The sequence below is a fragment of the Pedobacter jeongneungensis genome (assembly GCF_039538295.1).
Lineage (GTDB): Bacteria > Bacteroidota > Bacteroidia > Sphingobacteriales > Sphingobacteriaceae > Pedobacter > Pedobacter jeongneungensis.
Genome location: NZ_BAABBY010000013.1, coordinates 80,286 through 101,788, shown reverse-complemented (window position 1 = coordinate 101,788; position 21,503 = coordinate 80,286). Strand labels below are relative to the sequence as shown.

Sequence of the window (21,503 nt, the reverse complement as noted above, 5' to 3'; positions counted from 1 at the left end):
CAAATTAATGTTTAAATTTATTTATGGATTTACAATCAGAAAAATTAAATGTACTTCAGCAGATTATCAACTCTGATGATGAGAGTTTGATCAGAGATATCAAATCTTTAATCACTGCAAGAGATTTTGATTGGTTTGATGGATTAAATAGCAGCCAGCAAAATGATGTTATGGAAGGAATTAATCAACTGGATCGTGGAGAAAGTTTTAGCCATGAAGAGGCGAAAAGCAGATTTGAGATGTAATGGATATTATATGGTCTAAAAGGGCGGGTGAAACTTTTCAGAAAAATATTGATTATCTAAAAGAAAATTGGACAGATGTTGAGGTGAAAAAGTTTGTTACAAGGGTATTTAACTACCTCGAAACACTGTCTAAAGAACCTTTTATTTCTAGAAAAACATATAAAACAAAGAATACCCATATAGGTGTCATTATTCCCCATATATCTGTTGTTTACAGGATTAAACCGAGAACAAAAATTTTAGAAATTGTAACTTTTATCGACAATCGACAAAGTGGAAAAAAGAAAAAAAAATTTCTATAATATTCTATCCCCTTAAAAAATCAATCATTTTCTTTAGTGCAATGGCCCTGTGGCTGATTTTGTTTTTCTCTGCCATATCCATTTCAGCAAAGGTGATATCATAGCCGTCCGGTTGAAAAATTGGATCATAACCAAAACCCTTCGAACCAGATAATGTGGTTCTGATGGTTCCTTCAATAACACCTTCAAAAATATGATTCTCGCCATTCTGCATCAGTGAAATTACCGTTTTAAACCTGGCTCTCCTGTTGCTGTTTCCTTCAAGTTTTTTTAAAACAAGCTGAATGTTTTCTGCGCTGTCGCGACTTCCCGAATACCTTGCAGAGTACACACCCGGTTCGTTATTTAAGGCCGCTACTTCCAAACCGCTATCATCTGCAAAACAGTCTAAATTGAAATTTTCTACCACGTAACCGCTTTTTAAACTTGCATTACCTTCAAAAGTATCTGCCGTTTCAGGTATGTCAACAAAACAGCCAATGTCTTCCAGGTTCAGTACTTCATATTTACCTTCAAGTGCAGCGCGTATTTCTTCTGTTTTGTGTTGATTGTTGGTGGCAAAAACGAGTTTTTTCATTTTAAAATGTTGGATGGTTGGAAGGTTAAAAAGTTGAAATGTTGAAAAGTTGGAATGTTGAAAGGTTAGGTTTCCACGTAAAGGCTATGATACCACATCTTGATACTTGATGCTAATAGACTGGTAATAATGACTTTATACTACTTTATACTCCATTCCCAAGCTATTTAATTTTCTGCAGGTGGCCCCAAAGCGTTTTCTTCGCAGTTAAATCACTATCCAGATGATGAAGGTTTGGTGCAAAGATGATTTTGGTGCTTTCGTGTATGATAATTTCGTTCTGCCAGGTGAGGTTTAATTTTAGTTCTGCAATTTCTACCCCGAACGATAACATGATAACGGGTTTAAAAAAGCGGTGCAGTTCTACATATTCTGTTCCTTTGTAATTTGCATAGTTTAGTACTGCAAAATCAGGTGTACCCAGATCAACCGCTTTTACAATTTTACGAAGCAGTTCCCTGCCTTGTTCCGTACTTACATCATGCTGCTGATCATTTACCAATATCAGTACCGATTTTTTATTTCCACCTAAAAATTTAAACGTTTTTTCAGGTAGTGGTTCGGCCACAATAGGCGGAATTTCAGGAGCTTGTGGATAAACTTTTGGTGTTTCTGTAGGTTTAATTGCCGGAATTTGAATGGTTTCTGCCTTTAAAACCGTTTCTTTTTCTTCAACAACAGAAACTTTTTCCGAAAAAAAAACTGGCTCAGGATTGCGCAAAGGCCGAATTTCTACACTTTCATCCTTCACCACGAAAACTTCGTCAGTAAAAAATAAACGTAAAGCGTTTGCATTGTTGGTAACCTGGTTTTCCATTCGTATTTTTGTAGGATAATAATTTCTGTTAAAATTAGTTAAATATCTTATAATAGCGTCGCTAATTGTTACTTTTATCCCTTAAAATTTATAGAGTGCTCTGTGTGAGGAAAGCTTACTGCCTATTTATTTTTAGCTTTATTTATAGCCTGTCGTTTGCACAAAACGTGGCTGTTGTAAATGGTAAATCAATCAGTGCCAGGGAGTTTATGTGGGCATACAAAAAAAGCCACAATGGAAACATCAGTGCTGCTTACGATACCTTACAAGCTTATTTAAACCTGTATATAAATTTTAAACTCAAAGTTTTGGATGCCCGCGATATGGGACTGGATAAAAGTGCCAGCTATCAGGAAGAAGTTAAAACATATGAGGACGCATTAATAACGCATAAAAAAGTTGGTGGTAGTAATAAAGACCGCGATTTTTTATTAAATGAATACCGCGAAGGTGTTTTAATGTTTAACGTTTCGGAACAAAAAATCTGGAACAAGGCACAGGAAGATGACCAGGCGATAAATGATTTTTACAATAAAAACCAACAAAACTATAACAAACCCCTGAGCGAAGTTAGGGGCGAGGTAATTGCCGATTATCAGCTGAGTTTAGAGGATAAATGGCTGAAAAGCCTTAAACAAAAATATCAGGTTAAGATTAACGATAATGAGCTTAAAAAGCTTGCTAAGCCATAACCAGAATTGATTTAGAGTGAGCATAAATATTAAATTTGCAAAATATAACAAATAGAATGAAGAAAGTTTTTTTAGTAGCAACCGCTTTAATTTGCCTGTTTTTAAACAGTTATGCGCAAAAGCATACTGTAGATAAAGTTGCTGCTGTGGTAGGAAATAACATTATCCTGCTATCGGATTTAAACCAACAATACACCCAATACCTTTATCAGGGTAACCCGGCCAATGATGAGATTAAATGTAAAATTTTACAGCAAACCTTAACCCAGAAACTCCTTAAACAACAGGCCGAAATCGATTCGGTAATGGTAGAAGATGGCGCGGTTGATGATGAGGTAAATAAACGCATGCGTTACAGTATGCAGCGTGCGGGTGGACAAGAGCGTTTAGAACAGTTTTTGAACAAATCGGTTCTGCAATATAAGGATGAAATCAGACCATCGGTAAAAGATGAATTGATTGCACAGAAAATGCAGCAAAAAATTACCGAAAACATCAACGTTACCCCAATGGAGGTTGAAAAATATTTCAAATCATTGGGCGATAGCATTCCCGAATTTAACACTGAAGTAGAAGTTGGTGAGGTGATTTTAAATCCTCAGTTAACCAGGGCCGAGAAACAAAAATTCCGCGATAAAATCGAAGCGCTGCGTTTAAGGGTTAAAGCAGGCGAAGATATGGGCGTATTGGCTAAAACCTATTCGGAAGATCCGGGTTCTGCTGCCGACGGTGGTGATTATGGTTTTATCGATAGAAACACCATGGTTAAAGAATTTACCGCATGGGCTTTTAAATTGAAGGCTGGTGAAATTTCACCGGTTTTCGAAACAGATTACGGTTTTCACTTTTTACAGGTATTAGAGCGCAGGGGCGAGCAGGTGCACGTAAGGCACATTTTAATTATGCCTAAAACCACACCAGAAAGTTTAACACGTTTAAAACTTCACGCAGATAGTATCTACAATAACATTATCGGTAAAAAAATAAGTTTTGCGGCTGCTGCTAACCTGTATTCAGATAATAAAGAAACCAAATACAATGGTGGTATGATGCTTAATGCCGAAAACGTTCAGGCAAGAAGTACTTTTATTCCGGTTGATAAATTAGATCCATCTGTGTTTTTGGTAATCGATAGCATGAAAATTGGAGGTGTTTCTAAACCTGATTTATTTACAGCTCCTGATGGAAAACAAGGTTACCGCATTCTTTATTTAAAATCTAAAATTCCGCCACACAAAGCAAACCTGAAACAGGATTTTCCAAAAATCAGGGATGCTGCACAAAGTGATAAAATTAATCGTACTTTAAGCGAATGGTTTGAGAAACGTCGCGAAAGCACTTATATCAAAATCGACGACGAATTTAATACCTGTGATGAATTAAAAATCTGGACTAAAACCACAGCCGCAAAATAACACCAATGCAGTATAAGAACGAAGTAGAAGCTGTTGATGCACTTCACCAATCTTTCAACAACATTAAAGCCGAAATAAGTAAGGTAGTAGTTGGACAGGATGACATCATAAAATCTGTTTTAATCGCCATTTTCAGTAACGGACATTGTCTGTTGGTCGGCGTACCCGGATTAGCCAAAACTTTACTTGTACAAACTGTGGCTTCTGTTTTAGACCTCGATTTCAACAGAATCCAGTTTACACCCGATTTAATGCCGAGCGATATTATCGGTGCAGAGATTTTAGGAGAAGACAGGCACTTTAAATTTATTAAAGGGCCTGTTTTTTCTAATATTATCCTCGCTGATGAGATTAACCGTACTCCTCCAAAAACACAGGCTGCATTGTTAGAAGCCATGCAGGAGAAATCGGTAACCGCCGCCGGCCAAACCCATACTTTGCCAAAACCATTTTTTGTTCTGGCTACACAAAACCCGATTGAGCAGGAAGGGACTTACCCTTTACCCGAGGCTCAACTGGATCGTTTCATGTTCAATATTCAGTTAAATTATCCTGCTTTTGCAGATGAACTGAACATTGTTAAAAATACCACCAGTAACAAAACTACGCAGCTGCAGAAAATTATCCATGCAGATGATATCCAATATTTCCAGAAACTGATCCGCGATATTCCCATTACAGATAATGTTTTGGAATATGCCGTTAAGCTGGCTGCTAAAACCCGTCCAAATAGCGAATTTGCTACCGATGCTGTGAATAAATACATTAGCTGGGGTGCAGGTCCGCGTGCTTCGCAATTTTTAGTGCTGGGCGCAAAATGCCACGCAGCAGTTACCGGAAAATATTCTCCTGATATTGAAGATGTAAAAGCCGTAGCAGAACCTATCTTACGTCACCGTATTGTGCGTAATTACAGGGCCGAAGCCGAAGGTTTATCAATCGAAAAAATCATTAAAGATTTATTGTAATAGAATCGTCATCTCGACTGAAACGCAATGAAACGGAGAGATCTATCAAGATAGATTTCTCGACTTCGCTGTGCTCCGCTCGAAATGACGGTAACTTTTAGGAGTTATTTACGTTAACGTGTCTGTCGCTCATATTGATTTTTATGCGAATAAATTATTCCGTTAGTCGGGATTTGTAATCCCGTCTAACGAACTAAGGATTTGAAATCCTTTTATACACCGGTCGGGATTACAAATCCCGACCAACATAAAAGTCTCAGGCAAACAATTACATTTGTTTAACGATGGAAGCCAATAACTTTACTGGTGCAATTGCTGCACTTATGGATGAATATAAAAAAGCGGTTGATGAGCTGATTGAAATAATTAAGCCAATCAGCCAGCAGCAGCTAATACAAACTATCGAGCCAAAGAGTTCAAATCCTGATTGCACCTCAATCCAGACCATTTTAACGCATGTTAACGCTTCAATGTTCAGTTATGCGGTTTACATCGAAAACTCCATTGGATTGGAAACTATCAGGCCAGAGCGCCTACAATTTGATCAGGTGGCGCCTTATATTGCAAGACTTCGGGAAGCATATAAATATAATGAGGATTTTTTTATCAGAAATCCCAATATTACAATGGAGGAGTTCGATCAATCCAAAAAAATCAATACCAGGTGGGGGCAACAGTATGATGTAGAACAGATGCTCGAACATGCCATTGTTCATATTTTAAGGCACCGGCGGCAGATTAAAAATGCGCTTGTTAATATGAAAAGCTGATTGGTTGAAAAAAAAATAATTTGCAATTTGTTGAAAATAAATATCTTTGCATCAAATTTACAGCAATGCTACGTCAATTACATATCCAAAAATCGCACTTTAGCCCGTCCTGTGGCATAAAGGGTTTGGGTATTAATTTAAATTTCCTTCCCAACCCTTAGCGTTTTTGCCATCATAGCATAAAACCAAAATTTAAAAAATCAATTAATTACCCATTTGCTAAGCAAAATACCGCTTAACAAATTAATGATATCCGTTATGGACATTTATACTACTGCAGAAGAAAAATATCTGCAGGCCATTGAAGAATTGCATTGGGGCGAGCTGCCTAAAGCACTTCAGTATTTTAATGAGCTCATTGCCTTCGATCCTGATTACGCCAGGGGTTATTTTCAATTGGGAGATATTTATCATGAGCGTTTTAAAGATTACAAAACTGCTGGTTATTATTACAAACGCTGCACCGAACTCGATGCGGATTTTCCGGATGTGTACGAGCCTTATTTGAAGCTGGTAATTACCCTCAAAATGCATAAACTGGTAAAACAAATCGCTGATAAAGCTTTAAGTGTTGCAGGTGTTTGCGAAGCCCATATTTATGAAAGTCTAGGTTTACATGCCGAGCAGCAACAGAATTTTACAGAAGCCGCGAACTATTTTAAAAAAGCAGAACTCTTTAATGCCGTTCAGGATGAACACAGTGCTTTACTTGAACATCAGAACCGCATTAAAAGCAAAATGAACAGCACCAAAAAAATGATTTATGATTTACAGGGATAAAGGGCTAAGCCTTTTATCCTTTTGCATTAATCGGCATTTTATCTTTTTATTTTAATTTTGTTATTATCTTTACCACACAATTACAAAGCATAAATTCTTAAATCAAAAATATTCGATATGTCAGCTCACGATTCACACGCGCCAGTTCAGCAAACTAAAGGCATTTGGGCATTACCATTAACGGCCTGGATTATTGTTTTAATCCTGCTTGTGGCTTTCACAAGACCAATTTTTCACCATGGTGAAGAAACTTCTTCACACGAAAAAACTGAAGCACACCATACAGAAGCGCCTGAATCGCACCACTAGGCATTAGTAAAGATCAAACAAAAAAAGCGCTGATTTTCAGCGCTTTTTTTGTTTATTATGTTTTCTTTCTTTTCATTTCGGTCGGTGAGACACCAGCCGATAGGTTAAATTTGAGTTGCTCACGCTCGTTTCCAAACGAGCGTGTAATAGCACGGCATTTTAAATGCTGTTTTATTTCGGTCGATGAGACACCAGTGATTAGCTTAGTTATCCAACTGGCTCATAATATTAGGGTAATCGGTAAGCACGCCATCTACACCTAAATCCATAAAATATTTAAGCTCTTTAACCGTATTCACCGTCCATGGAATAATTTTAATCCCCATGTCATGGCAGCGGTCTACCAGCCCTTTACCAACAAGAACGGAATAAGGACTATAAATGGTTGGTTTAAAACCTAATTTTTCAATATAATCTTCAAAAGGCTCTTTCTCATCAATCAGTAAAGAAGTTTGTACTTTAGGGTATTTCTCATGCAGATATTGAAGCGTACGCATATCAAACGATTCGATTATGACCCTTTTACTTAACTTTTTAGCATTAATTACCTCCATAATCAGATCTACAAACTCTGCGGGCTCAGGATGGAATTCATTATCGCCATTTTTAATCGTTTTGGTTTCAATACTGTACATCGGCTTAGCCAGTTTGTGTTCTTTCACATAAGCTTCGGCAGCATCTATGGTTTCCGAAAGCAGGGGTTTATAAGCCTTAAATTTCATCTGTCCCGGAAAACGACTGTGCACTTTACTGCCTACATCGAACTTTTTCACCTGCTCGTAGTCCATTTTATAAATGTTGAAATTTTTCTGGTCTTTCAGGGTTATCGCTTTACCATTCGGCTGCAGCGAAATTTCGTTGTTAAAATAAGGCTCCTGCGAAAGTACCACCTGTTTATCTTTTGATATCACGGCGTCCATTTCCAGGGTAGTAACGCCTAAATCTAAGGCTTTCAGCATACCTTCGATGGTATTTTCGGGCATGATTCCCCTTGCGCCGGCTTTCCCTTGTATATCGAATTTTTTCTTTTGGGCCGAAACATTAAAAAAGAATAAAGCGAGCGTAACGGATAGAAGTAATTTTTTATGCATGGGTTTTAAATGTGAAATAGGCTGTGTTATTTGTCATTATTTTTTTTGAAGCGCAAAAATTGTGCTGTTTTTAATGTTTGTTCCCGCTTTGCGCTATATCTTTTTGCTGCGCTGCAAGGATACCGCTTCAATCGGGGCTAAACCCGAATGGTTGTGCAGGTAAATGCAAAATGCCGACATAAAAAAAGGGCCTCTTTTTATCGATAGCCCTCTTTAATTCACATTGTTGCTTTATCTTTCCGCAGGTACAAAAGCCTGTACTATTAAGTTCCAGCTGGCATCTGCTGCTTTTTCGTAAACAAAAACGTAGTTAAAACTTTCGCGCAAATCAGCTTTATAATCGATAGTTGCTACACCATAGGTATAAGCTAAATCGCTACCGATAGCTTTATCAACGCCAGTAGTTTTTAAATTAATTTTGCTGATCATACCGTTATAAAACGCAATAATTTTTCCTTTTCCATCAATGGCTTCATTACCCGGGAAAAGCAAACGTGCATCACTGGTTAAAAAACCACCAAATGCTGCAATTCCGTGCGTTTTAAGTAAAGTGTTTAATGTTTTTTCGGTTGTTAAGATAATATCTTTACCCGCTTTAATTTCTCTTTCGTTTAAGAATTTTGGCGCAACATGATCTTTTGGCTCCACAAACGATGGCGTAACACTGGCCAAAGGTTTATTGCTTTCCGTACCTAAATCAATTGCTAATTTCCATCTTCCGTTTTCCGGTTTCCAGATCGAAAGGTACTGACCATATTTTTTTTCCGAAGTTCCGATTTCGTACGGACCTGTAGTAAAACCTAAATCACCGCTGCGAGATACTTTTGCCAGATTTGGCGTCCAGGTTACATCTTTTTCAGCACCTGACTTTCCAGTGTAAAAAGTTTTTGAATTAACAGGATTTGGTCTGAATACTAATGTATTAGGGGATGAATAATCCAGATATGCTTCTTTATCTCCATTTTTGGCAATCGACTTAGCGAAATCCTTTTCAGCATTTACTAAAGATTTGGTTGTCCCGTCACTCTTTTGGGCAAAAGCACCTAAGGCTAAAAGCGAAGCTATTGCAGTTGAAAATAATTGTTTCATTATTAGTTTAGATAATATTATTTGGCGAATATAAAAGTTTCTTTGTTGTATGGTCTTAAAAATAATTAACAATTACACATTATTGCCATTTATTTTTCTCTGTAAATGGTTTCTAAAACCGTTTGTCCTGTGGCTTTTAATGTATTTTTGTCAATATTTGCTAAATTATCCAGTTGGGTGTGCCAGTTGATGTAAAAGCCACTGTTGTCGTTATAATGAATAATATCGATAGAAGGAACGCCTGCCTTATTCATCCAGAAATGATCATCTACCAGTTTTCCGCTCGGAATTTTGGTGAAATAAGAAGAGTAACCAATCTCATTCCCGATATCCCAAACCTTATCGGCCACCGTTAGGGCAGCCTGGCGCGAAATTTCATCCTGGGTAAATTGGGCATTGCCACCACCAACCATGTCCAGGTTAATGCCGTACAAAGCTTTATAGCCTGAAGCAATTGCCTTTCTGGCCCAATATTGAGAACCTAAACACCAGGTGGTTTCGTCGGGTGTTTCATCATTTGCCTTGCCATAATCTTCTAAATCCCAGAGTACGAAATCTACCCCAACATTGGGCTGTTTTTGCTGAATCTGGCGCGCCATTTCTAAAATAACCGCTACACCGCTGGCGCCATCGTTGGCTGCATCAAATGCTTTGGTATGATTTGCCGGATCGGCATCCTGATCAGAAAAAGGGCGCGCATCCCAATGGGCTGTAATTAAAACCCTGTCTTTTTTACCCGGATTAAAAGCGGCAACAATATTTTTTAACTGAAAACTTTTACCATCATAAGTTTTTGTTTGCACTCCCTGTACACTCACTTCAGCACCGAAGGATTTTAATTTGGCAACCAGATAATCTGCGCATTTCTGATGTGCAGCAGTACCCGGAATCCGTGGACCGAAATCAACTTGTGTTTTAGTATAGGCATAGGCACTATCCGCATTAAAATCGGGGGATGATAATTTTACGCTAGTCTGTTCTCCATTTTCAGCATCACTTTGTTTTGTTTTATTTTGGCAGGCCTCCAGTCCGATTAATGCCAGGAGCGGGAGTATCAATAATTTTTTATTCATTGTTATTCTAACGGAAAATTATTTAAAGTAGTCTAAGGAATATCAATAGCTAATATTCCGAATTATTATTATGCTTTAATTATTCAGCATCGGCTTAAACCGGTTATCTTTATTTCTTAAATCTAAACCGCCTTCGTAAACAGATTTTAAATTAATCAGATAAAAACTCCAGCCGTTGTGGCAGCCTAAGCGGATATTTTTTTTTGAATCATCATCTTCAGGAATATTCTTTTGGGTCAGTTCTACAACGGTGTATTCAAATTCTTCACTAAGTTTGATCTCAACCAGGCAATTTCCGGCAAAAGTAAACTGAAAATAATCTGTACCATTTGCTTCGGTTACTGTTCCGTTTTCGATGTCATCATACAAATACCAGATCCATTTGTATCGGTCTCCTTTGAGTGCATTCTGGTTTTTACTGAGCAATACATGATTCTCATCATTGAAAAACGCATCGCTTAAAAACCATTTTTCAATTTCATTAGGCTTTGTCCAGGCGTTGTAAATGTCCTCAAGCTTTGCTTTAATGGCGATCCTGAGGGTGAATTTGGTCCAATCGAAGTTTTCCATTGGCTTTCTGATTAGTTAAACACTAAACAAACGGGTGCACCGACATCGATTCTTTTACCACTATCGGTTAGTTTGCCTGTAGTTTTGTTGCGGTTAAAAATAACAATGTTGTTGGTGTACTGATGGCCGATTAATAAGAATTTTCCGGTCGGGTCAATTGTGAAATTTCTTGGTCCTTTGCCTAATGTACTTACGGTTTCAATAAATTTCAGCTTTCCGGTAGGTAAGATAGAGAATGCAGAAATGCTATTGGCATCGCCGCGGTTGGTTTCGTATAGGAATTTTCCATCTGCCGAAACGTGGATATCTGCTCCATCAACCTTGCCTGTAAAATCTTTTGGCGTAGTGCCAATCTCCTGGATTTTGGTTAGCGTTCCGTTTGCATAGGTAAAAGCTGTAATGCTGCCGTTAAATTCGTGCGCCAGATAAGCAAATTTTCCATTCGGACTAAAAGTAATGTGCCTCGGACCGGTACCTGCATTGGTTTTTAGTACCGATTTTACCGTTAATATTTTTTCTTTCGAAGTTGGGTTGTAGTTGTAAATATAAGTTTGATCTTCACCCAGGTCGTTAACAATTAAATATTTATGATCCGGCGTAAATTTTGTCATGTGTACATGAGCGCTTTCCTGTCTGCCTTTCGGATCAATGCTTTTTCCAGCGTGTTTAATCACTTGTAAAGCTTCCGTTAAAGAACCATCAGCTTTTCGTGCAAATACGGCTAAACTGCCACCACTATAATTGGCAACAATTACATTTTTTGCATCAACCGTAATAAAACAAGGATCAGCACCATGACTGTCAACTTTGTTTAAAAAGGTTAATTCACCTGTTTTTGCATCATATTTAAATGAACTTACGGTACTGGTAGCCCCGGTTTCATTTACTGCATAAATAAACTTGTTATCGGACGAAACAGCAACATAACTAGGATTTGCCGTGTTTTTTGCAATACTTTTTATGCTTGTAGCGGCAGTTAATGCATCAAAGTTATAAGTGTAAATTCCTTCACTTTTCCCTGGTGCGGTGTAGGTGCCTATAATAAGATTGTAATTTGTTTTCTGGGCAAAAGTAAGAATCGAAAATATAGAAAGTATAAGCAATGAACTAAGTTTTTTCATGAAATATGGTATTGATTTTAACAAATATAAAGAAAGTTGGCTACGGAGGCACAGAAAACACGGAAAGATGTTTCTTAATTATTAGAGACTGATTCAATGGATGCCTATGCGGTAACCTTTGTGCTTTTTCTCTGTGCACTTGGTGGTAAAAAACAATAACAACAAAAAAGGCAGCCAATTGGCTGCCTTCAAATACTATTTTATTAAATGTTTAATCTGAACCAATTCATGTTCTTCAAGATAACGCCATCTGCCACGAGGGAGGTCTTTCTTGGTTAAATTGCCATACACTACGCGGTCTAATTTTTCTACATTATAACCTAAGTGTTCAAAAATACGGCGAACAATCCTGTTTTTTCCACTGTGGATCTGGATACCGATTTCTTTTTTGGTTCCGCCTGTAACGTAAGAAATGTTATCAGGTTTAATTAAGCCATCTTCTAATTCTAAACCAAAAGCAATCTTATTTAAATCGCCCTGTGATAAAGATTTATCCAGTTCTACATTGTAAATTTTAGTGATGCCGTTTTTAGGATGAGATAATTTATCTGCTAAATCACCATCATTTGTCATTAATAATAAACCGGTGGTATTGCGGTCTAAACGACCAACCGGGTAAATGCGCTCGCGGCTCGCTTTATCAACCAGTTGCATTACTGTACGGCGTTCCTGTGGATCGTCGGTAGTGGTGATGTAATCTTTTGGCTTGTTTAGTAAAACGTAAACTTTTTTCTCACGTTTTAGTAATTCTCCGTTGTAACGAACCAAATCCTTTGAAGGATCAACTTTATGTCCCAATTCGGTAATGGCTTCGCCGTTTACGGTAATAATACCGGCAATAATTAACTCATCGGCTTTACGACGAGAGCAGATGCCTGCATTTGAAATATATCTGTTCAGGCGGATTAAGCCTTTATCTTCATTTGTTTTGCGGCCCTGGGTAATTACAGTGCGCTCGGGGCGGTTAAATTCTGTATCTCTTGGCTGTGCCTCCTCGCGTTTTCTGAACGGACGGGTGTCGCCTTCCCTTGGCTCTCTTGGTTTTACATCTCTAGAACTTCCGGCACTTGGCTTAAAATCGTCTGATTTACCTCTCGATTTGTAATCTTTGTAGCCACCCTCTCTGGGTTTGAAATCTCTCGATCCACCATCTTTCGATTTGAAATCGCGTTCTCCTGTTCTTGGTTTGTAATCTCTCGATCCGCCTTCTCTTGGTTTAAAGTCGCGGTCGCCAGTTCTCGGTTTAAAATCTCTCGAATCTCCATCCTTAGATTTGAAATCACGCTCTCCTGTTCTTGGCTTATAATCTCTTGCACCACCTTCTCTTGGTTTAAAATCCCTGTCTCCTGTTCTTGGTTTGTAATCTCTTGAACCACCTTTGAAATCGCGGTCGCCGGTTCTTGGCTTGTAATCTCTTGATTTACCTTCTCTCGGTTTAAAACCGCGGTCTTCTGATGCTGCATCTTTTGATTTAAACTCGCGATCGCCGAATTTGAAACTTTGTGGCTCCGAATCTTTCGATTTGAAATCACGTCCGCCTGATCTTGGTTTGAAATCTTTTTTGTCTCCGAAAGATTTTGATTTGAAATCTTTGCCGTCTGCGCTTCTGGGTCTGAAGCCTTCTTTAGAATCGGATGATTTTTTGAATTTGCTGTCTTTGTCGTCTGATCTCTTTCTGTCAGACCCGGCCGAACTACTTCTGCCTTCTGTTCTCCGACTGCCTGGTTTGGACTTGTCATCCCGACTGTTCCTGTTGTTTTTATTTATCATGATACGCTTTTAACGCATTAAAAATGCGGGCTGCAAATTTATGAAAAAATGATGAACATAACAATTTTAAGAGCTGAAAAATCAGATAAAAAAATAGCCTCTAATATAGGGAAATTTGTCTGAAAATCAAAATTTAAAATCCACGTTTAAAGCACTTTAGAGGCCGATTTTCGGGCTTATTTCTGTAACTGTTTGATAATGTGCTTATTATTTTTTACCTTTGCCAACGTTTTTATATAAGTTCACCAAAAAAAGGAGGAAAATGTTAAAGAAACACATCGTACCATTTGCGGTAGTGGCAACACTATTTATCTTGGCAAAAGTGTTCGCTTACCAAATGCCCTTAGCACAAAAAAGTCTTTTAAAAGAAGAAAAATTAAACACTACAATACCCAAATCTGATAGCGTTAAAGTAGAAAACGAGGAAACCCCTCAATCTTTAATGGCACAGTTGAATTTCGCGGAAGAAACCCTGCCATTAGGCGATAAAAAGGTAGAACGCAAAATGAAAAAAATTCTTGCAGCACACACTTACGGAAATACCCAAACCAATCGCCTGCATGCAAAAGCAGCAAAATGGTTTCCTGTAATTGAACCCATTCTCGCTGCTTACGGAATCCCTAATGATTTTAAGTATTTGGCTTTGGTCGAATCTGGAATGACTCAGGGTGTTTCTCCAAAAGGTGCAGCCGGAATCTGGCAGTTTATGCCCGGCACAGCCCGTAATTATGGTTTGAGGGTAAATGGGAATGTTGATGAGCGCTATAACCTGCGCAAATCGACCATTGCAGCCTGTAAATACATTAAAGAAATGTATAAAGGTTTAGAAAGCTGGACGTTGGTAGCTGCGGCTTATAATGTTGGCGACGGACGCTTACGCAAGCAGATCGATAATCAAAATCAGGATAATTACTACAAAATGAGGCTTAACCGCGAAACCGGTGGCTATGTTTATAAGGTGATTTCTATGAAACAGATTATGGAACATCCGAAACGTTACGGTTACGCAAAACCGCGCGTATTATTGGCCTACAACGCCGAATAATATAATTAAGATAAAGACAAGCATTTGGTAAGGCGTCCCGGTTTTTAATCGGGACGCTTTTTATTTACGGTGCTTTGATAGATTGTTGGATTACACCGATTTGTTTGCTGATGGATATTGTTTACCACAAGGTTACTAAGGCACGGAGTTATTTTATGCGTCATGCTAACCAATAAACCAGTGGCCGATTAACTAATGAACATTTAGCCACGGATGCACGGATTGACACGGAAATATTTTCTGCATTATGCTAACCAACAAACCATTAACAGTTTTCAGTTGGAAATTTGCAGTTAGAAGTTTGCAATTCACAATTAACCAATTAACCAATTGAAACAATTAACCCATTTTCAGTTACCAATAAACTAATGACCAATGAACGATTGAACTATTGAAACCAATTTCCTTTCTTTGCAATATGTTCAAACTGCGCATCAATAAGATCATCAATCAACCGGGTGATAATATTACCTTTCAATTTGAGGAAGTAGATCAATACCCGAAATATTTGGCAGGACAGTTTTTATCACTGGTTTTTCAGGGGCAGCATAAAGAGGTGAGAAGATCTTATTCTTTTAACAGTTCGCCGGATGTGAACGAGCCTTTAGCTATTACCGTAAAAAGAGTAGAGAATGGAGAGATCTCGAGGTTTTTGCATCATAAAACTTCGGTAAACGATGTTCTTTTTGCTCAGGAACCGCAGGGTTTGTTCAGTTATTTGCCTGAAGAAAATCTGGAACGGGATATTTTTCTTTTTGCCGCTGGTGTGGGTATTACGCCATTGTTCTCGATTATGAAAACAGCTTTGGTACGCGAGAAAAAATCTTTAATTACATTAATATATAGTAACCGGTCGAAAGAGGAAACTTTGTTTTATGATGAACTGATCGGATGGGAGCAAAAATATCCTGACAGGTTGAAAATTGTCTGGATTTTTAGCAACAGTAAAAACTTAATGACAGCCAGGCTGAATAAATTCTATATTGAGAAATTAATCAAAGAACATTTACATTTCGATCGGGATAATGCGCTGTTTTATAGCTGCGGACCCATCATTTACATGGATTTATGCCGGATTACCTTATTGGGCATGGGTTTCGATATTAAACAGATTAAAAGAGAGACTTTTGTGCTGCCAGAAGATGAGGTTGATGAAGACGATAGTTCTGAAAAAGTGGTCGATAAAAATACCTATTCGGTTATTTTAAACTTCAAAGGAGAATCATATAACCTCGAAGTGCCCTGGCCAAAACGGATTTTAGATGTAGCACTCGAAAATAAAATTAAACTTCCTTATAGTTGTCGGGGTGGTGTATGCAGTACCTGTGTGGCAAATTGCACCAAAGGGGCGGTTAGGATGGATTATAATGAAGTGCTTACCGATGATGAACTGGAAAGAGGCCGGGTGTTGGTTTGTACGGGGCATCCCACAGAAAATGGAACGACGATAGAGTGGTAGGGTTAAGAAAATTATATTATTTATTAACGCTGCTAACGGTTGTTATGTAAAAAGTTTTGCAGGCAGAGCTTTGAGTAATATGTATTATGTCGTTTTGCATTCATGTTTTTTTTTGCATTTCTCGAATGCCAGAGCATTGGTGATCGGTCTTTTTTGTTTGGTTATATCTTTGTGCACTAAATCTTTTTATTAACTATTTTTTTAATCTTTTGGCAGCAATATCTATTTGGTTAATAAAATCTTTTTCTGCTTTTGAAAGATCATTTTTTGTTTGTTCCTTGTATTTTTCATACTCTTTGTGAGCTTTATCTAATGCTTTTTGATGGCTAATACTTCCTGCATTGGTTAGAATGTCATTACCTGTCATTGTTAAAAAATCGTCTAAACGGTTTATCCAATCAATCATATACATTGGCTTTCTGTTTAGTGCCTGCAATTCGGCTAGTTCTAAATAAGCAGTTACCATTCTATTGAGTAATTCCAGTTCTTTTTCATTCAAATAGTTTTTGGCAACTTCTATTTCTTTTTTTGTTGGCTGTTCACCTTTAAAATTGGTTAAGCCTAAATTAGGCTTCCCAGCATCAATTCGTTTGTAAATAGTTTCGGCTGCAGTTTCTCCATGTGCTGCCCAATGCATTTTATTTTGAACCGTTTTAAAAAACAGCAAAGACACTTCTGCATTACCATCATAATCTATGCTGGTTGCATAAATATCGAGAACCTTACGCCAAAATATTTTTTCAGATGAACGTATATCCCTGATACGAGCTAATAGTTCATCAAAATAATTACCTCCACCTGCTTCTTTTAAAAGCTCATCATTCATAGTAAAGCCTTTTACTATGTATTCTTTTAGTCGAGCAGTTGCCCATTGCCTAAACTTAGTCCCCTGTAAACTTTTTACCCTATAGCCTACCGAAATGATCACGTCTAAATTGTAATAATTGGTAGGTTTGGTAGAAAAATCGGAATTTCCGATTTTTCTCGAAGAAGCATTTTTTTCCAGTTCTCCTTCTTTGTAAATATTTAGAATATGCTCGTTAATGGTTGATTTTGCTTTTTGAAATAACTCTGCCATTTGCTCAATTGTCAACCAAACAGTTTCATTCTCTAAGCGGGTTTGAATTTTGGTTTGCCCGTCTTCTGTTTGATATATGATTAATTCAGAATTCATTTTAGTTGTTTTTGCTTATTTAAATTTATACGTTTCAATTTTCGTTCGGTTTGGAACATACGGTATGTAACGTCTGTGGAATTTGCGAAGATGGCGATTTTTAGTATAAAGTTGAAGTGGAGAATTGATGTTAATTACCCGCAAAACCATTTCTCTAAAAATACAAAACCGTCGCCTCATTATCAGCGTTTATCTGATATGACGAAAACTTTTTTTACGCTTATTATCTGCCTCATCTGTTTACAATCCTTTGCTCAAGATTCAATAGCCGTAAAAAGAGAGTTTGCCAATAGAGAATATATTCATCTGTACAAAGAAAATGCTGATTTAGCCTATACGGCACCTGGTGGAGAATTAGGTGCACCTTCAAAATATGTCATTAACGGACGGCTCACCACCACTTATATGCTTTTGGGTAGTTATAAATCGCCAGTTGCCTTTGCCATTATTCCTGATTTTACGGTACGTGTGCGAACAGAATTTTCGGCTGCGGTGCGAACGCCGAGTTACCGTTTGGGCGGAGCACTTTATGCGAGGTTAAATCCTGATGCCGATCATTATAAATATGCCGAGCTGGCTTTTACCCACCATTCAAACGGTCAGGATCAGTCTGCTTTTAATCCCGATGGAACAATTAACACCCGTACCGGAAATTTTAATGCAAATTATTTAACACTTTCTTATCGCTTTGGAGATTTTACACCTGTAAATACCGATCAAAGCTATTATTCTTTCAATCATCGCGTCGGTTTGCAATGGTATAAATTTTTCAGGTATGAGCCTGCGCTAAATGAAGGTTTTGGATTTACAAGAGTGCTGTACGGATTCTCCTGGCGAAGGTATGATGAAATCGAAAAAAATGCCCAGAATAAGCAAAAAGTAAAAACCGAAAAAGAAACCTGGCGTTTAAATACCGAGTTATCTTATGCCGTAAATAAAATTCCATCGAAAAATTTTGCCAATATTCAGAAGAGGCTTAATGCTGAAATCAATTTCAATTATAGCTTCCCTTTTATGAACAATGTGTTTCTAATGGCGGCGGTAGGCTATTATGGTGAAGATAATTACAATATCTATTTTCAGGATCATTACAGTTATGTGCGCTTTGGCTTATCATCTGGTTTCCTTAGAAATAGAAGCCGACATTATGACAATTAATAGGTAATACAGATTGGTTTTGACTTTCTTTTTGATAAAATTTTTAGCATTTTTGCGGATTGAATCCGGTCTTTTTAAAGGCCTGGTTTTGGCCCCAACTTTAAATAAAATATGAGCAATAAATCTATCGACCTCGGCGAGCAAAAAGATGTAGAAGTATATGGTGCGAGGGTACATAATTTAAAGAATATAGATGTTAGTTTTCCGCGCAACGAGCTTGTGGTAATCACGGGTTTAAGTGGCAGCGGTAAATCTTCACTGGCTTTCGATACCATTTATGCCGAAGGTCAGCGCCGTTATATGGAAACATTTAGCGCTTACAGCCGCCAGTTTATGGGAGGTATGGAGCGACCGGATGTAGATAAAGTTTCAGGATTAAGTCCGGTTATTGCCATTGAGCAGAAAACCACCAGCAAAAATCCACGCTCAACCGTGGGTACCATCACCGAAATTTACGATTTTATGCGTTTGCTCTACGCCCGTGTAGCCGATGCTTACTCGTACAATACCGGCGAAAAAATGGAACGCATGAGTGAAGATCAGATTCTGCAGAATATCTTTAATAAATTCGATGGTTTGGCCGTAAATATCCTCGCACCGGTTGTTAAAGGTAGAAAAGGACATTACCGCGAGCTTTTTGAGCAGATCCGTAAGCAGGGTTATGTAAAAGTGCGTGTAGATGGAGAAATAAAAGATATTACCGCTAAAATGCAGGTAGATCGTTATAAAATCCACGATATTGAAGTGGTGATTGACCGGCTGATCATTGACGTAAAAGATAAAAAACGCCTGCTCGATTCTTTACAAACCGCAATGAAAATGGGTAAAGGCGTAATCAAAATCAGCGATAAGGATAATAACGTAGCACACTTTAGTAAATTTTTGATGTGCCCAACCACGGGTATTTCCTACGATGAGCCACAACCAAACAGCTTTTCGTTCAACTCGCCTTATGGCGCCTGCGAACGTTGCGATGGTTTGGGCTATATTTTCGTAGTGGATAAAGAATCAGTGATCCCGAATCCGAAACTGAGCATTTTAAACGGTGGTTTGGCACCTCTTGGCGAATACCGCGATATCTGGATGTTTCAGGTATTAAAAGCTTTGGCCAAAAAATACAGTTTCTCGCTCTCTACGCCGATTGAAAAATTAAGCGACGAGGTCATTAACATCATTTTAAACGGTTCGCCCGACCTGATCAAGGTTGAGGTAGAATACAATAAATGGAACGTTCAGAATTATAACATCACCTTCGATGGTATTATTAAAATGCTCGAAGAGCAAAACGAAAAAAGAAGCGAATCAGCATCTGATGATATGGACGAATTCAGGAAACTGAAAACCTGCCCCGAGTGTCATGGTGCCCGTTTGAAAAAAGAAAGCCTGCATTTTAAAGTGGATGGTAAAAACATCTTCGAGCTTTCATCGATGGATATCAATAACCTTCATCAGTGGTTTGAAAAAGTTGATGAACGTTTGTCTGACCGCCAGAATATTATTGCCAAAGAAATTTTAAAGGAGATTAAAGCGAGGATCGGCTTTTTAACCGATGTAGGTTTAACTTATTTAACTTTAGACCGTACTGCCCGCACACTTTCGGGTGGCGAGGCACAGCGTATCCGTTTGGCCACACAGATTGGTTCGCAGTTGATGAATGTAATGTACATCCTCGATGAGCCAAGTATCGGTTTGCATCAGCGTGATAACGAACGGTTAATCAATGCACTTAAAAATCTCCGCGATCTTGGAAATACCGTTTTGGTGGTAGAACACGATAAGGATATGATTTTAGAGGCCGATTGGGTAATTGATGTTGGTCCGGGTGCAGGTATCCACGGGGGTACGGTTGTAGCCGAAGGAACTGCTGCACAGATCCTGAAATCAAATACTTTAACTGCCGATTATTTAAATGGCAAAAAACAGATTGAAACCCCAAAAGTCCGCAGGAAAGGCAACGGACATAAATTATCACTTATTAAAGCAACCGGACATAACCTGAAAGAGGTTTCGGTAGATTTTCCTTTAGGTAAATTTATTGCGGTAACCGGTGTTTCGGGTAGTGGTAAGTCGAGTTTGATTACCGAAACTTTATACCCGATTTTAAACCATCATTTTTTCAGGGCCAAAAAAACACCTTTGCCTTACGAAAAAATCAATGGTTTAAAAGAAATCGATAAGGTAATCGAAATTGATCAGGCGCCGATTGGTAGAACGCCACGGTCCAATCCTTCTACTTATACCGGCGTTTTCTCCGATATCAGGAATTTGTTTGTGCAGTTGCCCGAAGCAAAGATTCGTGGCTACAAACCAGGCCGTTTTTCTTTCAATGTAAAAGGTGGCCGTTGCGAAACCTGTCAGGGTGCGGGTTTAAAGGTTATCGAGATGAACTTTTTGCCTGATGTGCAGGTACCTTGCGAAGAGTGCGGCGGAAGAAGATACAACAGAGAGACTTTAGAAGTGCGTTTTCGTGGAAAGTCGATTAGTGATGTATTGGACATGAGTATTGAAGATGCCTGTACTTTCTTTGAAAATATTCCGATCATTTATAGAAAAATCAAAACCTTAAAAGATGTTGGTTTGGGTTATATCACTTTAGGGCAATCGTCGGTTACCTTATCGGGAGGCGAGGCGCAACGTGTAAAACTGGCCACCGAACTTTCGAAAAAAGATACCGGAAAAACTTTTTATATTTTAGATGAGCCAACCACCGGACTTCATTTCGAAGATATTAATGTGCTTTTAGGTGTACTGCAGGAGCTGGTTGATAAAGGAAATACCATTTTAGTGATTGAACATAATTTAGACGTAGTTAAAGTTGCCGATTGGGTGATCGATTTAGGTGAAGAAGGCGGCGCTGGCGGCGGAAGAATCTTGTTTGAAGGTACACCGGAAGGTTTGATCCAGAACCCGATTAGTTTAACCGGAAAATTTTTGAAAAAGGAAATGGAATGGATTCCACAAAACGGAAAGTCCGAGGTCGGGAGTCGGGAGTCAGAAGTTAAAGTGCCGAAGAAAAGCACAGCTAAAAAGAAAAAGTAGTTTGAAGTCGGAGGCCCGAAAGACCGAAGTCGGAGGTTT

At 38.3% G+C, this 21,503-nt stretch carries 21 protein-coding genes; 12 read left to right on the top strand and 9 right to left on the bottom strand.

All coding sequences use genetic code 11. The annotated features are described in order from the left end of the window. Nucleotides 1-23 precede the first annotated feature (23 nt). The gene (locus ABD769_RS21910; RefSeq protein ID WP_344853492.1) at nucleotides 24-245 is read left to right on the top strand and encodes a hypothetical protein; all 222 of its coding nucleotides are present in this window, start codon (nucleotides 24-26) and stop codon (nucleotides 243-245) included. Continuing rightward, entirely contained in the window at nucleotides 245-547 is a 303-nt protein-coding gene (locus ABD769_RS21905; protein ID WP_344853491.1) for a type II toxin-antitoxin system RelE/ParE family toxin, read from the top strand. Before ABD769_RS21910 ends, ABD769_RS21905 begins: the two co-directional genes overlap by 1 nt. A gap of 4 nt (nucleotides 548-551) precedes the next feature. On the opposite strand, the gene ABD769_RS21900 is transcribed toward ABD769_RS21905, so the two are convergent. Next, nucleotides 552-1,124 (bottom strand): non-canonical purine NTP diphosphatase, encoded by a 573-nt coding sequence (locus ABD769_RS21900; protein ID WP_344853490.1) that lies wholly within the window; start codon nucleotides 1,122-1,124, stop codon nucleotides 552-554. 163 nt (nucleotides 1,125-1,287) lie between these two features. Further along, complete coding sequence (locus tag ABD769_RS21895) at nucleotides 1,288-1,941, bottom strand: hypothetical protein (protein WP_344853489.1); 654 nt, start codon at nucleotides 1,939-1,941, stop codon at nucleotides 1,288-1,290. Nucleotides 1,942-2,108: 167 nt separating this feature from the next. Here ABD769_RS21895 and ABD769_RS21890 point away from each other — a divergent pair, with 167 nt between their 5' ends. The 6 genes from ABD769_RS21890 (at nucleotide 2,109) to ABD769_RS21865 (ending at nucleotide 6,875) form a co-directional block, all read left to right on the top strand. Continuing rightward, complete coding sequence (locus ABD769_RS21890; RefSeq protein WP_344853488.1) at nucleotides 2,109-2,633, top strand: hypothetical protein; 525 nt, start codon at nucleotides 2,109-2,111, stop codon at nucleotides 2,631-2,633. A 56-nt stretch (nucleotides 2,634-2,689) separates the two neighbouring features. Continuing rightward, on the top strand, nucleotides 2,690-4,048 hold the full coding sequence (locus ABD769_RS21885; protein ID WP_344853487.1) for a peptidylprolyl isomerase: 1,359 nt from the start codon (nucleotides 2,690-2,692) through the stop codon (nucleotides 4,046-4,048). 5 nt (nucleotides 4,049-4,053) lie between these two features. Beyond that, nucleotides 4,054-5,016: an AAA family ATPase gene (locus ABD769_RS21880; RefSeq protein WP_315422465.1), complete on the top strand. Its 963-nt coding sequence runs from the start codon at nucleotides 4,054-4,056 to the stop codon at nucleotides 5,014-5,016. A gap of 284 nt (nucleotides 5,017-5,300) precedes the next feature. Next, entirely contained in the window at nucleotides 5,301-5,786 is a 486-nt protein-coding gene (locus ABD769_RS21875; protein ID WP_344853486.1) for a DinB family protein, read from the top strand. A 258-nt stretch (nucleotides 5,787-6,044) separates the two neighbouring features. After that, nucleotides 6,045-6,566 (top strand): tetratricopeptide repeat protein, encoded by a 522-nt coding sequence (locus ABD769_RS21870; protein ID WP_344853485.1) that lies wholly within the window; start codon nucleotides 6,045-6,047, stop codon nucleotides 6,564-6,566. 117 nt (nucleotides 6,567-6,683) lie between these two features. Next, nucleotides 6,684-6,875 (top strand): hypothetical protein, encoded by a 192-nt coding sequence (locus ABD769_RS21865; protein WP_025144195.1) that lies wholly within the window; start codon nucleotides 6,684-6,686, stop codon nucleotides 6,873-6,875. Between the two features lie 203 nt (nucleotides 6,876-7,078). Here the strand turns inward: ABD769_RS21865 and ABD769_RS21860 are convergent, their stop codons facing one another. The 6 genes from ABD769_RS21860 to ABD769_RS21835 all read right to left on the bottom strand — a co-directional run bounded on the left by ABD769_RS21860 (nucleotide 7,079) and on the right by ABD769_RS21835 (nucleotide 13,589). Next, nucleotides 7,079-7,966 carry a glycerophosphodiester phosphodiesterase family protein gene (locus tag ABD769_RS21860; protein WP_344853484.1) on the bottom strand — a complete coding sequence of 296 codons (888 nt, stop codon included), beginning with the start codon at nucleotides 7,964-7,966 and terminating at the stop codon, nucleotides 7,079-7,081. Nucleotides 7,967-8,197: 231 nt separating this feature from the next. Beyond that, the gene (locus ABD769_RS21855) at nucleotides 8,198-9,055 is read right to left on the bottom strand and encodes a nuclear transport factor 2 family protein (RefSeq protein WP_344853483.1); all 858 of its coding nucleotides are present in this window, start codon (nucleotides 9,053-9,055) and stop codon (nucleotides 8,198-8,200) included. 89 nt (nucleotides 9,056-9,144) lie between these two features. Further along, a complete protein-coding gene (locus ABD769_RS21850) occupies nucleotides 9,145-10,128 on the bottom strand; it encodes a M28 family peptidase (RefSeq protein ID WP_344853482.1) in 984 nt (327 codons plus the stop codon). 75 nt (nucleotides 10,129-10,203) lie between these two features. After that, the gene (locus ABD769_RS21845) at nucleotides 10,204-10,698 is read right to left on the bottom strand and encodes an SRPBCC family protein (RefSeq protein ID WP_344853481.1); all 495 of its coding nucleotides are present in this window, start codon (nucleotides 10,696-10,698) and stop codon (nucleotides 10,204-10,206) included. An 11-nt stretch (nucleotides 10,699-10,709) separates the two neighbouring features. Then, a complete protein-coding gene (locus ABD769_RS21840; protein WP_344853480.1) occupies nucleotides 10,710-11,819 on the bottom strand; it encodes a lactonase family protein in 1,110 nt (369 codons plus the stop codon). Nucleotides 11,820-12,014: 195 nt separating this feature from the next. Further along, nucleotides 12,015-13,589, bottom strand: a complete 1,575-nt coding sequence (locus ABD769_RS21835; RefSeq protein ID WP_344853479.1) for a pseudouridine synthase — start codon at nucleotides 13,587-13,589, stop codon at nucleotides 12,015-12,017. 262 nt (nucleotides 13,590-13,851) lie between these two features. On the opposite strand from ABD769_RS21835, the gene ABD769_RS21830 reads away from it, so the two are divergent. After that, on the top strand, nucleotides 13,852-14,634 hold the full coding sequence (locus ABD769_RS21830) for a lytic transglycosylase domain-containing protein (RefSeq protein ID WP_344853478.1): 783 nt from the start codon (nucleotides 13,852-13,854) through the stop codon (nucleotides 14,632-14,634). 418 nt (nucleotides 14,635-15,052) lie between these two features. Next, nucleotides 15,053-16,093: a 2Fe-2S iron-sulfur cluster-binding protein gene (locus ABD769_RS21825; RefSeq protein ID WP_344853477.1), complete on the top strand. Its 1,041-nt coding sequence runs from the start codon at nucleotides 15,053-15,055 to the stop codon at nucleotides 16,091-16,093. A gap of 193 nt (nucleotides 16,094-16,286) precedes the next feature. Here the strand turns inward: ABD769_RS21825 and rhuM are convergent, their stop codons facing one another. Continuing rightward, nucleotides 16,287-17,267 carry a virulence RhuM family protein gene (gene rhuM, locus ABD769_RS21820; protein WP_344853476.1) on the bottom strand — a complete coding sequence of 327 codons (981 nt, stop codon included), beginning with the start codon at nucleotides 17,265-17,267 and terminating at the stop codon, nucleotides 16,287-16,289. Nucleotides 17,268-17,465: 198 nt separating this feature from the next. On the opposite strand from rhuM, the gene ABD769_RS21815 reads away from it, so the two are divergent. Then, entirely contained in the window at nucleotides 17,466-18,425 is a 960-nt protein-coding gene (locus tag ABD769_RS21815; RefSeq protein ID WP_344853475.1) for a hypothetical protein, read from the top strand. A 111-nt stretch (nucleotides 18,426-18,536) separates the two neighbouring features. After that, the gene (uvrA, locus tag ABD769_RS21810; protein ID WP_344853474.1) at nucleotides 18,537-21,464 is read left to right on the top strand and encodes an excinuclease ABC subunit UvrA; all 2,928 of its coding nucleotides are present in this window, start codon (nucleotides 18,537-18,539) and stop codon (nucleotides 21,462-21,464) included. Nucleotides 21,465-21,503: the final 39 nt, after the last annotated feature.

Excerpts from the sequence above, each read along its gene's own strand:
- ABD769_RS21825 (WP_344853477.1), top strand. The coding sequence starts at position 15,053 with ATGTTCAAACTGCGCATCAATAAGATCATCAATCAACCGGGTGATAAT.
- ABD769_RS21910 (WP_344853492.1), top strand. The coding sequence starts at position 24 with ATGGATTTACAATCAGAAAAATTAAATGTACTTCAGCAGATTATCAAC.
- ABD769_RS21870 (WP_344853485.1), top strand. The coding sequence starts at position 6,045 with ATGGACATTTATACTACTGCAGAAGAAAAATATCTGCAGGCCATTGAA.
- ABD769_RS21835 (WP_344853479.1), bottom strand. The coding sequence starts at position 13,589 with ATGATAAATAAAAACAACAGGAACAGTCGGGATGACAAGTCCAAACCA.
- ABD769_RS21855 (WP_344853483.1), bottom strand. The coding sequence starts at position 9,055 with ATGAAACAATTATTTTCAACTGCAATAGCTTCGCTTTTAGCCTTAGGT.
- rhuM (WP_344853476.1), bottom strand. The coding sequence starts at position 17,267 with ATGAATTCTGAATTAATCATATATCAAACAGAAGACGGGCAAACCAAA.
- ABD769_RS21865 (WP_025144195.1), top strand. The coding sequence starts at position 6,684 with ATGTCAGCTCACGATTCACACGCGCCAGTTCAGCAAACTAAAGGCATT.
- ABD769_RS21845 (WP_344853481.1), bottom strand. The coding sequence starts at position 10,698 with ATGGAAAACTTCGATTGGACCAAATTCACCCTCAGGATCGCCATTAAA.
- ABD769_RS21885 (WP_344853487.1), top strand. The coding sequence starts at position 2,690 with ATGAAGAAAGTTTTTTTAGTAGCAACCGCTTTAATTTGCCTGTTTTTA.
- ABD769_RS21815 (WP_344853475.1), top strand. The coding sequence starts at position 17,466 with ATGACGAAAACTTTTTTTACGCTTATTATCTGCCTCATCTGTTTACAA.
- ABD769_RS21895 (WP_344853489.1), bottom strand. The coding sequence starts at position 1,941 with ATGGAAAACCAGGTTACCAACAATGCAAACGCTTTACGTTTATTTTTT.
- ABD769_RS21840 (WP_344853480.1), bottom strand. The coding sequence starts at position 11,819 with ATGAAAAAACTTAGTTCATTGCTTATACTTTCTATATTTTCGATTCTT.
- ABD769_RS21830 (WP_344853478.1), top strand. The coding sequence starts at position 13,852 with ATGTTAAAGAAACACATCGTACCATTTGCGGTAGTGGCAACACTATTT.
- ABD769_RS21860 (WP_344853484.1), bottom strand. The coding sequence starts at position 7,966 with ATGCATAAAAAATTACTTCTATCCGTTACGCTCGCTTTATTCTTTTTT.
- ABD769_RS21880 (WP_315422465.1), top strand. The coding sequence starts at position 4,054 with ATGCAGTATAAGAACGAAGTAGAAGCTGTTGATGCACTTCACCAATCT.
- ABD769_RS21850 (WP_344853482.1), bottom strand. The coding sequence starts at position 10,128 with ATGAATAAAAAATTATTGATACTCCCGCTCCTGGCATTAATCGGACTG.
- ABD769_RS21875 (WP_344853486.1), top strand. The coding sequence starts at position 5,301 with ATGGAAGCCAATAACTTTACTGGTGCAATTGCTGCACTTATGGATGAA.
- ABD769_RS21905 (WP_344853491.1), top strand. The coding sequence starts at position 245 with ATGGATATTATATGGTCTAAAAGGGCGGGTGAAACTTTTCAGAAAAAT.
- uvrA (WP_344853474.1), top strand. The coding sequence starts at position 18,537 with ATGAGCAATAAATCTATCGACCTCGGCGAGCAAAAAGATGTAGAAGTA.
- ABD769_RS21900 (WP_344853490.1), bottom strand. The coding sequence starts at position 1,124 with ATGAAAAAACTCGTTTTTGCCACCAACAATCAACACAAAACAGAAGAA.